This is a genomic window from Winslowiella arboricola (assembly GCF_025527015.1).
Taxonomy (GTDB): Bacteria; Pseudomonadota; Gammaproteobacteria; order Enterobacterales; family Enterobacteriaceae; genus Erwinia; species Erwinia arboricola.
Genome location: NZ_JAODIM010000043.1, coordinates 680,288 through 694,951 on the forward strand (window position 1 = coordinate 680,288; position 14,664 = coordinate 694,951).

A 14,664-nucleotide genomic window follows, 5' to 3' on the forward strand; every position below is an offset into this window, starting at 1 on the left:
AGTTACTCTACGCCAAAGCTCTCACCACAGCCGCAGGCGTGTTGAGCTTTGGGGTTATTAAATTTGAAAATCTGATTCAGGCCTTCGCGCACGAAGTCAACTTCGGTGCCGTCGACAAACGGCATCGCCTGAAGCGGGACAAACAAGCTGGCTCCCTGATGGGTGAACTGAAGATCATCTTCAGCGGGCTCTTTCACCAGTTCCATCACATAACCAAAACCCGCGCAGCCAGACTGCTTCACGCCGAGCTTTAAACCCTTAACGTGCGGATCGCTGGCGGAAAGCGCAATAATTTGCTGCGCTGCGCTGTCGGTGAGCTTGAGCCCCTTCCAGACGAAGTCGTCAGGAGAGAATGATGCAGGATTAGCAGATTGCATAAAAAAGTACCTCGCGATGCGATAGCCCTTAAGGGCTAATATCCCTATGTTAGTGATAATGATTAATGCTTCAACCTCTTGTTTTGCAGGGATATAGCTGAAATGGCCTTTTTCGTACCTGTTTTACTAAGGATAGACCCTGTACTGAGGATTGCGCTCTGCGCCTCATACTGCAAAACTGAAGTAATAATCTGTTAAAAAACAACAACTCATTCGTTAACACAAAGTAACGAAGATGAATAATACTTATTTTACCCGTTTATCGGGTGCCAGGTATCGATTATATCAATTTAATTAACAGGCAGCATTTATCGGTAAATAAGTTTCTGGAATATCTTGAAGATTGTGCTGATTATAATATGATAATGATTATCATTAGCGTGATTGGGTGATTGCATGAATGTCTCGATGAGTGCCTGGCTGCAGTACAAAATTGATGAATACAAGTTTTCGATGCGTGATATTACCGTCGATTTCTATATGGCGCAGGCTAAGCTCAACCGCCCGGACTGCTCACTCGATCAGCTGCGCAAATTCAGCGATACCTGTTTAGATATGGCTGAATTATGCCAGATCAATGGCGACGATCAGAGTTATCTGCATGCACTGGGGAAATTGCATCACCGTCTGGTGTCCGAAATGGTGAATACCGAGCGTGAGCGTCTGTTCAGGATGCAAGCCTGGCAGCTGGCGCGCCATTCACTGAGCCGGCTGTGCCACCAGCTGGCGATCAGCGGGGAGTGGGATAAAGCCACCGTCTTGCAGAATGAGTTTGTTAAGCACGCGTCGTGGAATATGTAATTAGCAGGGGCGGCGAGAACGCCGCCCCTGCATGATTATTTCCGTTGCATCACCGAGGTGGTTAAGCGTGAAATGCAGCACAATCGATCCTGCTGGTCAAAAATCTCAATCTGCCACACCTGATGCGACCGGCCAGTATGCAGCGGCCGGCAGACGCCGCGCACGTCGCCCTCACGCGCCGAACGGATATGGTTGGCATTGATCTCCAGTCCGACAATATAATCATCCCCCTCGGTACAGAGATAACCCGCCATCGACCCCAGCGTCTCCGCCAGCACGGCCGAAGCGCCGCCATGCAGCAGGCCAAACGGCTGTGTGGTGCGATGATCAACCGGCATCACCGCTTCGAGGCTGTCGTCGTTAAACGCCGTAAAGCGAATGCCGAGATGTTCGACCATGCAGCCAACGCTGCGCTGATTGAGCTGCAACAGCGTGGTTTCACGTTTCCAGATTGCCATTTACACCATCTCCAGCAGAGCCTGTAGTGGATGACGCATGCCATTGCCCTCAATACGTTTCACCTGGCTGCGACAGGAGTAACCGGTAGCCAGACAGCGCTGACGCGGCAATTTCTGTAACGCCTGGTGCCAGGATAGCTCATAAATCCCCAGTGAGTTATCCAGATTCTTGCTTTCATGGCCGTAAGTGCCCGCCATGCCGCAACAACCGACGCTGATATTCTCCAGTCTGGCGCCAAAGCGGGCAAAAATCCCCTGCCACTGGTTTGGCGTTGCAGGCAGCGCGGTAACCTCGGTGCAGTGACCAAAGAGATACCAGGCTTCACCGCTGACGTTCGGCGCGTCACGCAGATCAAGCGCATGTTGCAGCCACTCATGCACCAGCTGCACATGGAAGTCGCCGCGCTTATCACCGAGGATCTCTTGGTACTCATCGCGATAGCAGAGCACCAGCGCCGGATCAACGCCCACCATCGGCATCTGCAAGCGGGCCACGCGATTCAGGAAGTCGGCGGTCTTCTGCGCAGTACGGGCGAAGCGCTGCAAAAAGCCTTTAATATGCTGCGCTTTGCCATTGGGCGAAAACGGCAGTAACACCGGCTGATAACCCAGCTTCTCAATCAGACGCACGAAATCAGCCACCAGTTGCGCTTCGTAGTAACTGGTAAACGGATCCTGTACCACCAGCACCGTTTTCGCCCGCTGTTCAGCGCTAAGCAGCTCAAGGCTCTCCAGCGTGGCGTTAGCGGCAGGATGTCCGGCCAGCTGCTGTCTGAGATTGGGCGCCGAGAGCAGCGGCAGATCGACCATGCCGATATGTTTTTTACTCAGCTCACGGATCCATGGCTGCCGCAGAAAGAAGTTAAAGGTTTTCGGCGCGCGCGCCATCAGCGGCGCATAGCTCTCAACGCTGGCGACCAGATGGTCACTCAGCGGACGCAGATAACGCGTATGATAGAGCTGCAAAAAGCGCGAGCGGAAGCCCGGCACATCAATTTTAATCGGGCACTGGGTGGAACAGGCTTTACAGGCCAGGCAGCCCGACATCGCCTCTTTCACCTCATGAGAGAAGTCATACTCGCCCTGCTTCGCATGCCAGCTGTTGCGGGTACGCTCGATTAAGCCACGCAGGCTGACGCCGGCGGTCGGCAGCTGTTTCTCCAGCTGCAGCGGGTCGACGCCTTTTTCTGCCAGCAAACGCAGCCATTCACGCGTCAGGGTGGCGCGCCCTTTCGGTGAATGAATACGGTTGCGGGTAATTTTCATCGACGGACACATCGGGCTGCGCGCATCGAAGTTAAAGCACAGGCCGTTGCCATTGCACTCCATGGCGCCACGCCAGTCGCTGCGTACATTCACCGGGATCTGCCGGTCATAAGTGCCGCGTTTCACCGCATCGACTTTCATCATCGCATCATCGACGCCAGGCGGCGCGCAGATTTTGCCCGGATTAAGCCGGTTGGCGGGATCAAACGCGGCTTTAATCCGTCGCAGCTCATGATAGAGCGTCTCGCCAAAGAACGCCGGGCTGTACCCGGCGCGGAAACCTTTACCGTGTTCGCCCCACAGCAGGCCGCCGTAGCGCGCGGTCAGCGCCACCACTTCATCGGAGATCTGCTTCATCAGCATCTCCTGCTGCGGATCGCACATATCCAGCGCCGGACGTACGTGCAGCACCCCGGCATCGACATGGCCGAACATGCCATAACTCAGGTTATGGCTGTCGAGTAAGGCGCGGAATTCAACGATATAATCTGCCAGATGCTGCGGCGGCACCGCCGTATCTTCAACAAACGGAATCGGCTTGGCGCGCCCTTTGGCATTCCCCAACAGACCAACCGCTTTTTTACGCATCGCATAGATACGCTCAATGCCGTCCAAATCGTTACACAGCTGATAGCCAATCACCCCGCCTTCACGCGCCGCCATCAGCCCTTCCAGTCGCTCGCACAGCGATTCAACCTGGCTGTCGATCAGCGCTTTATCATCTCCGGCAAATTCAACAATATTCAGTCCGAGCATGGTCTGATCCGCCACATCGGTAATCAGTTCACTTACCGAATGCCAGACAATATCTTCGCGCGCCAGATTGAGCACTTTTGAGTCGACGGTTTCTACCGACAGCGCGTTGGCTTCCACCATAAATGGTGCATTGCGCAGCGCCGAATCAAAGGCGTCATATTTGATATTGACCAGCCGCCGCACTTTCGGCAGCGGCGTAATATCCAGCCGCGCTTCGCTGATAAACGCCAGCGTCCCTTCCGCACCACACAGAATGCGCGTCAGGTCAAAGCGCTGCAGGTCGTCACTCAGTACATGACGCAGATCATAACCGGTTAAAAAGCGGTTTAGTTTCGGGAATTTTTCGACAATCAGCGCGCGCTGATCGCGGCAGCTGGCAAGCACCGTGCGATAGATCTCGCCCTCTGGCGTAGCGTCCTGCGCCAGCTTTTCCGCCAGCGCTACCGGCATTTCACGCGTATCGAGGATCTCTCCGCCCAGCAGCACCGTGCGCAAACCCAGTACGTGGTCGGAGGTTTTGCCGTACACCAGCGAACCCTGTCCGGAGGCATCGGTATTGATCATCCCGCCCAGCGTGGCGCGGTTACTGGTGGAGAGCTCCGGCGAAAAGAAGTAGCCATAGGGTTTCAGGTAAGCATTAAGCTGATCTTTGATCACCCCGGCTTCCACTCGCACCCAGCCCTGCTCGGGGTTAATTTCCAGAATGCGGTTCATATGGCGCGACATATCGACCACAATCCCCTGGTTAAGCGACTGACCGTTGGTGCCGGTACCGCCGCCGCGCGGTGTAAATACCAGACTGCTGAAACGTGTTTCACCGGCAATACGCGCAATCAGCGCGACATCGGCAGTGGAGCGCGGAAAAAGCACCGCATCGGGCAGCAATTGATAGATACTGTTATCGGTCGACATTGTCAGGCGATCGGCATAACTGGTGGCCGTATCACCGGTAAAGCCCTGCTGCTGTAAAGTTTCCAAAAACGTCAGCACCAGCTGAACGAGGCCAGGTGCCTGAGAAATCTGTGGGATCATTATCGGGTGACCAGCATGTTGAGTGAAACGTTTGCGTATAATTTTGTAAGTTATCCGTTTTATCACATTTTTATATGACCTGTCGTTTTTTCAGGAAAGGTACAAACTGTTTTTTTTCCCCTGTCACAAACCTGATCTATGCATCATTATTATCCAGGTAACCCTGATGGCTAATGTCATGGCATGCAACCGTGAAGGAATTTTTGAGGTGTTAATTTTCGTATGAAAAACCTGCAACGTGGTACGGATTTACCGCAGATAATGTTTACGCTGATGTTCATTACTATTTTGATCGTCGCCTGTTTTTGGGTAGTTCAGCCGTTTATTCTCGGCTTTGCCTGGGCCAGCATGGTGGTGATCGCCACCTGGCCATTAATGATTAAGCTCCAGAGCTGGCTGTGGGGACGGCGCTCACTGGCGGTGCTGGCGATGACGCTGGTGTTACTGCTGCTGTTTATTATTCCGATCGCTATTCTGGTCAACAGCCTGATTGATAACAGCGCACCGGTGATCGCCTGGGCTACTTCCGGTCATCTGCAAATCCCGCAGCTTAGCTGGTTGCATGAGATTCCGATGGTCGGTGACAAACTGTATGCCAGCTATCATAAACTGGTCGATGGCGGTGGTTCGGCGCTGATGGCTAAAGTGCAGCCCTATGTTGGCCGCACCACCGGCTTTTTTGTCGCTCAGGCCGGTCATTTCGGTCGCTTTATGATGCATCTGGGTCTGATGCTGCTGTTCAGTATTCTGCTCTACTGGCGTGGTGAACAGGTCGGTAATGGCATTCGTCACTTTGCCTGGCGTCTGGCAGGCCGTCGCGGCGATGCTGCGGTGTTGCTTGCAGGTCAGGCGGTACGAGCCGTAGCGCTCGGCGTGGTGGTCACTGCGCTGGTACAGGGCGTACTGGGGGGAATCGGACTGGCGATCTCCGGCATCCCTTACGCTACGCTGTTAACCGTGCTGATGATTCTGTTCTGTCTGGTGCAACTCGGCCCGCTACCGGTGCTGGTGCCAGCGATTATCTGGCTCTACTGGAGTGGCGACACCACCTGGGGCACTGTGCTGCTGGTGTGGAGCTGCGTGGTGGGTACGCTGGATAATGTGCTGCGACCGATGTTAATCCGCATGGGCGCGGATTTACCGATGATTCTGATCCTTTCCGGTGTTATTGGTGGCCTGTTCGCGTTCGGTATGATCGGCCTGTTTATCGGCCCGGTGGTGCTGGCTGTCTCTTACCGTCTGGTTTCAGTCTGGATGCATGAAGCACCACCACCGGATGAAGACCCGCACGATGTAGTCGATGAGCTGGCGGAAATGGAAAACGAAGCCGCAGTCTCAGATACCGGGCACAAGCAGTAATCCTTTCAGGCGGTCAGTTGCCACTGACCGCCGAAAAAAAATTCACGTCACGTCTTAAAATAGTTTGATTAGCAATTTTTACCTGTAAAAGCCCCATTTTGCCCTTTCCAGTTGATAATCCGCTTTATTGATTACTTTTCAGACAGTTTTGTCGTTTGATTTGCGCCATGCGTGTCACAAAGGATTATTGCCTTTAAACTAATAAGAGGATTCTTAAAGACGCCTGGGGCGATGGTGCATAGTATGAATCACATGTTCGGGAACAAACCCCTGATTTTTAAACAACCTTTTTACCCTGAGTAAAGTAAAGAATTGCTGTGTGTAGTCTTTGCCCATCCCATGTGATGGGCTTTTTTTTTGCCGCTTGCCGCTCAAACCGGTGCAAAAAGCCCGCCCCGCCTGCAAAACCTATCTCATTGATTTAAAGCCAATTAATCAATTGTGCATCCTTTCAGCATCTGGCCGTTATTTTTACCGCTTTTCATTCGGCAAAATTATCATTTCCGGGCCAGTGGAAAGTATAAATCGCGTGCTACAGCCGAATAATTAACCCAGCATAAAGGGATTAATTCACCACCAACGTAACTTTTCTGCCGATAAACCCCATCATGTTCACCAGTGAATCCAGGGTAAATTTCTCAGTCTTCTGATTTACCACATCCGACACCCGTGGTCGGGAAACATGCAGCAACTGAGCAGCCATCGCCTGGCGGTGACCATTTTCTTTCATCCACCCTGCAATCTCAGCCATTAACTGTTTTTTCATTGCCACAGTTTGCGCAATTTCTTCACCAGATTTAACCAACAGCCCGGCGGCTTTTTCTGGTGCAAAGCCCAGATCAGCAAAAATATTGCCGCCAGACTGGGTGATATGGCGTGATTTCGTATCAATTGGATTGCTCATCTTATTCCACTCCGCTCGTTTACCACCGCCTTGTAATAATGCTTACGTCTGATTTACTGGTTTTCTGGGTTTTCTTCTGGAAGCTATGCAGGACATATATCGCCTCTTCAAACTTAGCGACATAGACCACACGCCAACTACCTGTACCGTCATTTAGCTGTAATTCCATCACACCCGGTCCCCAATCGCTGATGACTTTAAAGTCACCAGGATCCTGTCCATGCTGCACTTTATGCAGTGCGAAACCTGCGGCTATACGCGCATCCTCAGGAACCGCCTTCAAATCATCAAGGGAGCTTCCGCGCCAATCTATAGGCTTCTCATCCATAAGAAGAACCTTCTAAAAGCTGGTTAGTATAAAATTTTATACGCTATTAAAAACGGTTGCAATAACTCTCCGCCAAAAAAAAGCGCCACATCGCAATGTGACGCTTTGAGAATCTTGCCTGTGATGTTTTGTCGACGGAACGCTTATTTAATCTGTGCCAGGCTTAACCAGGTTTGCACCACGGTATCCGGGTTCAGTGACAGGCTGTCGATACCCTCTTCCATCAGCCAGGCTGCAAAATCCTCATGGTCCGAGGGTCCCTGGCCGCAGATACCGACATACTTGCCCTGCTTCTTCGCGGCACGAATCGCCATCGACAGCAGCGCTTTCACCGCCTCGTTACGCTCATCAAACAGTTCAGACACCACGCCGGAGTCGCGATCCAGTCCCAGCGCCAGCTGGGTCATATCATTCGAACCAATTGAGAAGCCGTCGAAATATTCCAGGAACTGCTCGGCCAGCAGCGCGTTAGAAGGGATCTCACACATCATAATCAACTTCAGCCCGTTCTCACCGCGCTTCAGTCCCTGGCGCTCCAGCTCTTCCACCACCGCTTTAGCCTGCGCCACGGTACGAACAAACGGCACCATAATCTCGACGTTAGTCAGGCCCATCTCATTACGCACGCGTTTTACCGCCGCGCACTCCAGCGCAAAGCAGTCGCGGAAGCTGTCGGCAACATAACGACCGGCGCCACGGAAGCCCAGCATCGGGTTCTCTTCTTGCGGTTCGTAGCGCTCGCCACCGACCAGGTTAGCGTACTCATTCGATTTAAAGTCAGACAGGCGGACAATCACCCGTTTTGGCGCAAATGCCGCACCCAGCGTTGCAATCCCTTCGGTCAGGCGGCCAATATAGAATTCAACCGGATCGTCAAAGCCTTTCATCAGCGCTTTAATCTGCGTTTGCAGCTCCGGGGTTTGCTGATCAAATTCCAGCAACGCCTTCGGATGCACGCCAATCATGCGGTTGATAATAAACTCCAGACGCGCCAGACCGACACCCTCATTCGGCAGACAGGCGAAGTCAAAAGCGCGATCCGGGTTACCGACGTTCATCATAATCTTCAGCGGCAGCGCGGGCAGTTCATCGATCTGCGAACTGGTGATATCGAAGTCGAGCAGTTCGTCATATACGTAGCCGGTATCGCCTTCGGCGCAGGAGACCGTGACTTTATGGCCCTCTTTCAGCCGCTCAGTGGCGTCACCGCAGCCCACCACCGCCGGGATGCCCAGTTCACGGGCGATAATCGCCGCATGACAGGTGCGTCCGCCACGATTAGTGACAATCGCCGACGCTTTCTTCATGATCGGTTCCCAGTCCGGGTCGGTCATATCGGTGACCAGCACATCGCCTTTTTCAATGCGGTTCATTTCGCTGATATCGTGAATCACCTTCACCTCACCGGCGCCGATGCGATGGCCGATAGCACGACCTTCAATCACTACTTTGCCTTTACCCTGCAGCGAGTAGCGCTCCATCACCTGGCCGTTAGAACGCACGGTTTCAGGACGCGCCTGGACGATAAACAGTTTGCCGGTATGACCATCCTTCGCCCATTCGATATCCATCGGACGCTGGTAGTGTTTCTCAATCTGTACCGCCTGCTGCGCCAGCGCCTGCACTTCATCATCAGTCAGACAGAAACGATCGCGATCGCCCTGCGGCACATCTTCAATCCGCACCTGTTCGCCATGCTCTTTAGAGTCGGCATACACCATGCGAATTTTTTTCGAGCCCATATTGCGGCGCACAATTGACGGACGGTTAGCCGCCAGCGTCGGTTTATGCACATAGAATTCATCAGGATTCACCGCGCCCTGCACCACCATCTCACCGAGACCATACGCAGCCGTGATAAACACCACCTGATCGAAGCCGGATTCGGTATCAATGGTAAACATTACGCCAGAAGAGGCGAGATCCGAGCGCACCATGCGCTGAACGCCAGCCGAGAGCGCCACGCCGCGATGGTCATAACCCTGATGCACACGGTAAGAGATGGCGCGATCGTTAAACAGTGAGGCATAAACGTGTTTTACCGCCACCATTACCGCATCGATACCCTGCACATTCAGGAAGGTTTCCTGCTGACCGGCAAAAGAAGCATCGGGCATATCTTCGGCAGTAGCAGAAGAACGCACCGCAAATGAAGCCTCGGCATCATCGCTGGAGAGTTGTTGATAAGCCGCGAGGATCGCCTGCTCCAGCTCGGGCTGGAACGGGGTATCAATAATCCACTGGCGAATCTGTTTACCGGCTTTAGCCAGTTCATCAATATCATCAATATCGGTCTTATCCAGCAGCTCATAAATGCGCTGATTAACGCCGCTTTGGTCAAGGAATTGGTTGAAAGCATCGGAGGTGGTGGCAAAGCCATTTGGCACTGACACGCCCAGTGAGGACAGATTAGTAATCATTTCACCCAGAGAGGCATTTTTGCCTCCCACCCGATCAACATCATTCATGCCGAGCTGGTTGTACCAGAGTACTAACGGCACTTCGCCTATATTGGACATTGAAGCAATCCTTTTCAGATTTAATTGGGGGTACTAAAAAGCATTTAAACGCGCTGATAACGCATCCTCAGCCTGGCACATTCATTTAGCAAAGAGAAAGAGGTGAATCGTTCAAGCACGCAAAAAATGCCATTTTAAGAAAACTCCGCGCTTATTAATTTTGTTGCGCAACAAAAAGATATTGCAATAACATCACTAAAATCATCCAGTTAGTTACAAATGTCGCGTAAAGACCCTGATTTATTTGCGCAACAGAATTATGCCGAAAATAACTATTCCACCGCTATTCAGGCGCTACACTGTAGTAATAGAACAGAAACGTCATTTCATTTTGTTATGTTTCCCTTTTCAACCGAATCTGATAAAAACGAATCTTTCATTTCCTGGTTTCGAATGATTTATTTCAATTAACGCGAACCATCGCTATTAACACTGTCTAATCGGGCGCATTCACTCTTAACAATAAACAACGGTCAGGAGATAAAATGGACGTAGCGGGCGAACGAAGTGTTTTTTACATCTCTGACGGCACCGCCATCACCGCCGAGGTGCTCGGCCATGCGGTGATGTCGCAGTTCCCGGTGGGCATGAACAGCGTGACGCTGCCCTTTGTGGAAAATGTGCAACGTGCGCAGGCGGTAAAAGGCCAGATTAACGCCATCTATCAGAAAAGCGGCATCCGGCCACTGGTGTTCTTTTCTATTGTGACGCCGGATGTGCGTGAAATTATTATGCAAAGCGACGGTTTTTGTCAGGATATCGTGCAGTCACTGGTTGCGCCGCTGCAGCAGGAGCTGGGGATGGCGCCTGCGCCGGTCGCCCACCGCACCCATGGCCTGACGGCGAGTAATCTGGGTAAATACGATGCGCGTATTGCGGCAATTGACTACGCGCTGGCGCATGATGACGGCATCTCACTGCGCGGGCTGGAAGATGCGCAGGTGATTCTGTTAGGGGTTTCTCGCTGCGGTAAAACGCCCACCAGCCTCTATCTGGCGATGCAGTTTGGCGTACGTGCGGCAAATTACCCGTTTATCGCCGATGATATGGATAACCTCAAACTGCCTCCGGCGCTGAAAGCCCATCAGCATAAGCTGTTCGGACTGACCATTGATCCGGAACGCCTGGCGGCGATTCGACAGGAGCGCGCAGAGAACACCCGTTACGCCTCCATGCGACAGTGCCGGATGGAAGTTGGAGAAGTGGAAGCCCTGTTCCGCACCCAGCAGATTCGCTACCTGAACAGCACCAACTATTCGGTTGAGGAGATCGCGACCAAGATCCTCGATATTATGGGGCTGAACCGCCATATGTACTGAAGTCAGGCTTTTTACTCCGCCGCCAGCGATCAGGGCGGCTTTTTATGCGGGATTTTGTGTCAGAAAGCGCGTTTTAATATCCCTGTAGTTTGAATTCATCTTTATTTGCTCTATTGTGATCAACATCACTTCCCGGCACTTCTGCCGCTGCGAAGAAAAAATTTCAGAGAGTTAAATGAACAAAACAGATGAACTGCGAACCGCGCGCATCGAGAGTCTGATTACGCCTGAAGAGCTGGCGTCCAGACACCCGATTACCCCGGCGATAGCAGAAAACGTGACGGCGTCACGTAAGCGTATTGCACGCATCCTGTCAGGCGAGGATAAACGCCTGCTGGTGGTGATGGGTCCCTGCTCGTTGCACGATCCGGTCGCGGCGGTTGAGTATGCGCAAAAGCTTAATGCCCTGCGGGTTCAGCATCAGCATCGTCTCGAAATCGTGATGCGCACCTACTTCGAAAAACCGCGTACCGTGGTCGGCTGGAAAGGTCTGATCTCCGATCCGCACCTTGATGGCAGTTTCCGCGTTAATCAGGGCCTGGAAATCGCCCGCAAGCTGCTGCTGGATATCAATGCGCTCGGCATGCCTACCGCCACTGAATTTCTCGATATGGTGATCGGCCAGTTTATTTCTGACCTGATTAGCTGGGGCGCGATTGGCGCGCGCACGACTGAAAGTCAGATCCACCGGGAAATGGCTTCCGCACTCTCCTGTCCGGTAGGCTTTAAAAACGGCACCGATGGCAATACGCAGATTGCGGTCGATGCCATCCGCGCAGCGCGTGCCAGCCATATGTTTTTATCTGCCGATAAACAGGGGCAGATGACCATCTATCAGACCAGCGGCAACCCGTCGGGGCATATTATTATGCGCGGCGGCAAACAGCCCAACTATCACCCGGAAGATATCGCGGCGGCGGCGGCCAGCCTGCGCGAATTCAATCTGCCTGAACAGCTGGTGATAGATTTCAGCCATGCCAACTGCCTGAAGCAGCACCGTCGTCAGCTGGACGTCGCCGCTTCGGTGGCACAACAGATCCGCGATGGCTCTCACGCCATTGCCGGGGTGATGATTGAAAGCTTCCTGCAGGAAGGCACGCAGAAAGTGATCGCCGGTCAGCCGCTGACGTACGGCCAGTCCATAACCGATCCCTGCCTGGGCTGGGATGACAGCGAAGCGGTGCTGGCGATGCTGGCGGATGCCGTCAACAGTCGTTTCTGATCCTCTGCGCTGGCCTGCCCGGGCCAGCGCTACTGCACAATTTTACCTTTCCCTCCTTATCGATACGTTTCCCTTAACATTTTGTTCTTGCCTGAATGAAACATTTGTTGATAATGATTATCATTGTGAAAACAATTAGCATTACTAAACAGGTGGGTTTGTGGAGTGGTTATCTTACCCGTCGATAAATTTATCAACCGCCAGCTGTGCTGAAGTCGCACCCGGCCAGCCAGCAAATCCCTGCATAAAGTACAATATGGAGAGTTGCACTGATGCTTAACTTACCTTCAGCCGGTCTGCGCCTGTCGCGCCTGACTCTGGCTATTACCTGTAGCTTGCCCTGTTTCGCGCAGGCTGTTGCTGACACCACAGACGAGAACACTACCCGCAAAAAATCCGAACAAATGACGGTGGTGGCCACCGGCACCCCGCGTAGCACCTTCGAAGCACCGATGATGGTGACGGTGATTGAGGGCAACACGCCATCAGCCAAAACCGCCTCCTCCGCCGCCGATATGTTACGCCGCGTGCCGGGCATCACCGTCAGTGGCAGCGGGCGCACTAACGGTCAGGATCTGAGTATGCGCGGTTATGACCGGCGCGGCGTGCTGACGCTGGTTGACGGCGTGCGTCAGGGCACCGATACCGGTCACCTGAACAGCGTGTTTCTCGATCCGGCGCTGATTAAACGGATAGAGGTGGTGCGTGGCCCGGCGGCTTTACTGTATGGCAGCGGCGCGCTGGGCGGCGTGATCTCATATCAAACGGTGGATGCCGCCGACCTGCTGGCACCGGGCAACAACAGCGGTTACCGGGTATTTGCCACCGGCGCCAGTGGCGATCACAGCCTCGGACTTGGCGCCAGCGCCTTTGGCCGTAGCGACGATTTCGACGGCGTGCTGTCATGGAGTTCACGCGACCGCGGCGATATCCGCCAGAGCAGCGGCGACGCGGCGCCTAATGATGAGACCATCAGCAATTTGCTGGCGAAAGGCAACTGGAAGCTGGATGAGGCACAAACCCTGAACGGCAGTCTGCGTTATTACAATAACAACGCGCAGGAACCGCGTAATCCGCAGACGGTTCAGCCCGGCGTCAGTAATCCGATGACCAACCGTTCCACCATCCAGCGTGATATGCAGCTGGGGTACCATCTTGATCCGGCAGATAACGACTGGCTGGATGCCAGAGTCAGCAGCTACTGGTCAGAGACACGTATTAATGCCGGTACGCGGGAAACAGGCAGCGATTCGCGCCAGCAGAACACTAAAGGACTGAAGCTGGATAACCACAGCCGCCTGTTTAGCGACAGCATTGCCGCCAGCCAGCTGACATACGGCGGTGAATATTATCGTCAGGAGCAGCAGCCAGGCGGCAACGCTACCAGTTTTCCGCAGGCGAAAATCGACTTCGCTTCCGGCTGGTTGCAGGATGAAATCACCCTGCGTGACCTGCCGGTTTCCCTGTTGCTGGGTAGCCGCTTCGACAGTTACAGCGGCAGCAGCGCCGGTCATGCCGATGTCGATGCGGATAAGTGGTCATCACGCGCCGCGCTGTCGGTTACGCCTGCTGACTGGCTGATGCTGTTTAGCTCATATGCTCAGGCATTCCGTGCCCCAACCATGGGTGAACTGTATAACGACGGCGTGCACTTCTCGTTTCCCGGCTACGTCAATCGCTGGGTGCCCAACCCTAATCTGCGGCCGGAAACCAACGCCACGCGTGAGGCCGGCTTCGGTTTGCGTTTCGACGATCTGCTGATGGCGCGCGACGATATTGAGTTCAAAGCCAGCTACTTTGACACCCGGGCGAAAGACTATATCTATCCGGAAGTGAATTTCCCGGCGGGCATCACTTATAACAGCAACCTGCCAGAGGCGAAAATCTGGGGCTGGGATATGAATATGAAATATAGCCACCCGCTGTTTAGCTGGAATCTGGCTTATAACCGCACGCGCGGCAAAGACAGCAACAGCGGTGAGTGGATTTCCAGCCTCAATCCGGACACCGTTACCAGCATGGTCGATATCCCGCTGGCACAGAGTCCATTCTCGATCGGCTGGGTCGGCACCTTTGCTGAGCGATCGACGCATATCAGCACCCAGTACGCTAATCAGCCGGGTTATGCGGTTAATGATTTCTACCTGCGCTACCAGGGGCAGGATCGCTATAACGGTCTTGCCACCACACTGGTGCTGGGCAACGCCTTCGATAAAGAGTACTACTCGCCGCAGGGCATTCCACAAGATGGGATCAACGGAAAGGTCTTCGTCAGTTATCAATGGTAATGATTGCCCCCTGCCAGCAGCAGCAGGGGCATTTT

The 14,664-nt window shown here is 53.4% G+C and carries 11 protein-coding genes and 1 other RNA gene; 6 read left to right on the forward strand and 6 right to left on the reverse strand.

From position 1 onward, the window contains the following. Positions 1-2 precede the first annotated feature (2 nt). Positions 3-377, reverse strand: coding sequence for a Fe-S cluster assembly scaffold SufA (gene sufA, locus N5923_RS20610; RefSeq protein WP_017802162.1), 375 nt, complete (start codon positions 375-377; stop codon positions 3-5). Positions 378-773: 396 nt separating this feature from the next. Between sufA and N5923_RS20615 the strand changes: the two genes are divergently transcribed. Continuing rightward, complete coding sequence (locus tag N5923_RS20615) at positions 774-1,178, forward strand: hypothetical protein (RefSeq protein WP_267144204.1); 405 nt, start codon at positions 774-776, stop codon at positions 1,176-1,178. Positions 1,179-1,213: 35 nt separating this feature from the next. Here N5923_RS20615 and N5923_RS20620 read toward each other — a convergent pair whose 3' ends face one another. Both N5923_RS20620 and ydiJ read right to left on the reverse strand, forming a co-directional pair. Beyond that, entirely contained in the window at positions 1,214-1,636 is a 423-nt protein-coding gene (locus N5923_RS20620) for a hotdog fold thioesterase (RefSeq protein WP_267144203.1), read from the reverse strand. After that, entirely contained in the window at positions 1,637-4,690 is a 3,054-nt protein-coding gene (ydiJ, locus tag N5923_RS20625; RefSeq protein ID WP_267144202.1) for a D-2-hydroxyglutarate dehydrogenase YdiJ, read from the reverse strand. Positions 4,691-4,912: 222 nt separating this feature from the next. Between ydiJ and ydiK the strand changes: the two genes are divergently transcribed. Continuing rightward, positions 4,913-6,049 (forward strand): AI-2E family transporter YdiK, encoded by a 1,137-nt coding sequence (gene ydiK / locus N5923_RS20630; RefSeq protein WP_267144201.1) that lies wholly within the window; start codon positions 4,913-4,915, stop codon positions 6,047-6,049. A gap of 256 nt (positions 6,050-6,305) precedes the next feature. After that, positions 6,306-6,409, forward strand: an RNA gene (rprA, locus tag N5923_RS20635) — antisense sRNA RprA. Positions 6,410-6,614: 205 nt separating this feature from the next. On the opposite strand, the gene N5923_RS20640 is transcribed toward rprA, so the two are convergent. The 3 genes from N5923_RS20640 to ppsA form a co-directional block, all read right to left on the reverse strand. Then, positions 6,615-6,953, reverse strand: a complete 339-nt coding sequence (locus tag N5923_RS20640) for a helix-turn-helix domain-containing protein (RefSeq protein ID WP_267144200.1) — start codon at positions 6,951-6,953, stop codon at positions 6,615-6,617. A 19-nt stretch (positions 6,954-6,972) separates the two neighbouring features. Beyond that, positions 6,973-7,281 carry a type II toxin-antitoxin system RelE/ParE family toxin gene (locus N5923_RS20645; protein WP_267144199.1) on the reverse strand — a complete coding sequence of 103 codons (309 nt, stop codon included), beginning with the start codon at positions 7,279-7,281 and terminating at the stop codon, positions 6,973-6,975. Between the two features lie 143 nt (positions 7,282-7,424). Then, positions 7,425-9,800: a phosphoenolpyruvate synthase gene (ppsA, locus tag N5923_RS20650; RefSeq protein ID WP_267144198.1), complete on the reverse strand. Its 2,376-nt coding sequence runs from the start codon at positions 9,798-9,800 to the stop codon at positions 7,425-7,427. A gap of 485 nt (positions 9,801-10,285) precedes the next feature. Here ppsA and ppsR point away from each other — a divergent pair, with 485 nt between their 5' ends. From ppsR to N5923_RS20665, 3 genes are all read left to right on the forward strand, one after another. Continuing rightward, positions 10,286-11,119, forward strand: coding sequence for a posphoenolpyruvate synthetase regulatory kinase/phosphorylase PpsR (gene ppsR / locus N5923_RS20655; protein WP_267144197.1), 834 nt, complete (start codon positions 10,286-10,288; stop codon positions 11,117-11,119). A gap of 175 nt (positions 11,120-11,294) precedes the next feature. Beyond that, the gene (locus tag N5923_RS20660; RefSeq protein WP_267144196.1) at positions 11,295-12,341 is read left to right on the forward strand and encodes a 3-deoxy-7-phosphoheptulonate synthase; all 1,047 of its coding nucleotides are present in this window, start codon (positions 11,295-11,297) and stop codon (positions 12,339-12,341) included. Between the two features lie 272 nt (positions 12,342-12,613). Continuing rightward, entirely contained in the window at positions 12,614-14,629 is a 2,016-nt protein-coding gene (locus N5923_RS20665) for a TonB-dependent hemoglobin/transferrin/lactoferrin family receptor (RefSeq protein ID WP_267144195.1), read from the forward strand. The last annotated feature ends 35 nt before the right edge of the window (positions 14,630-14,664 follow it).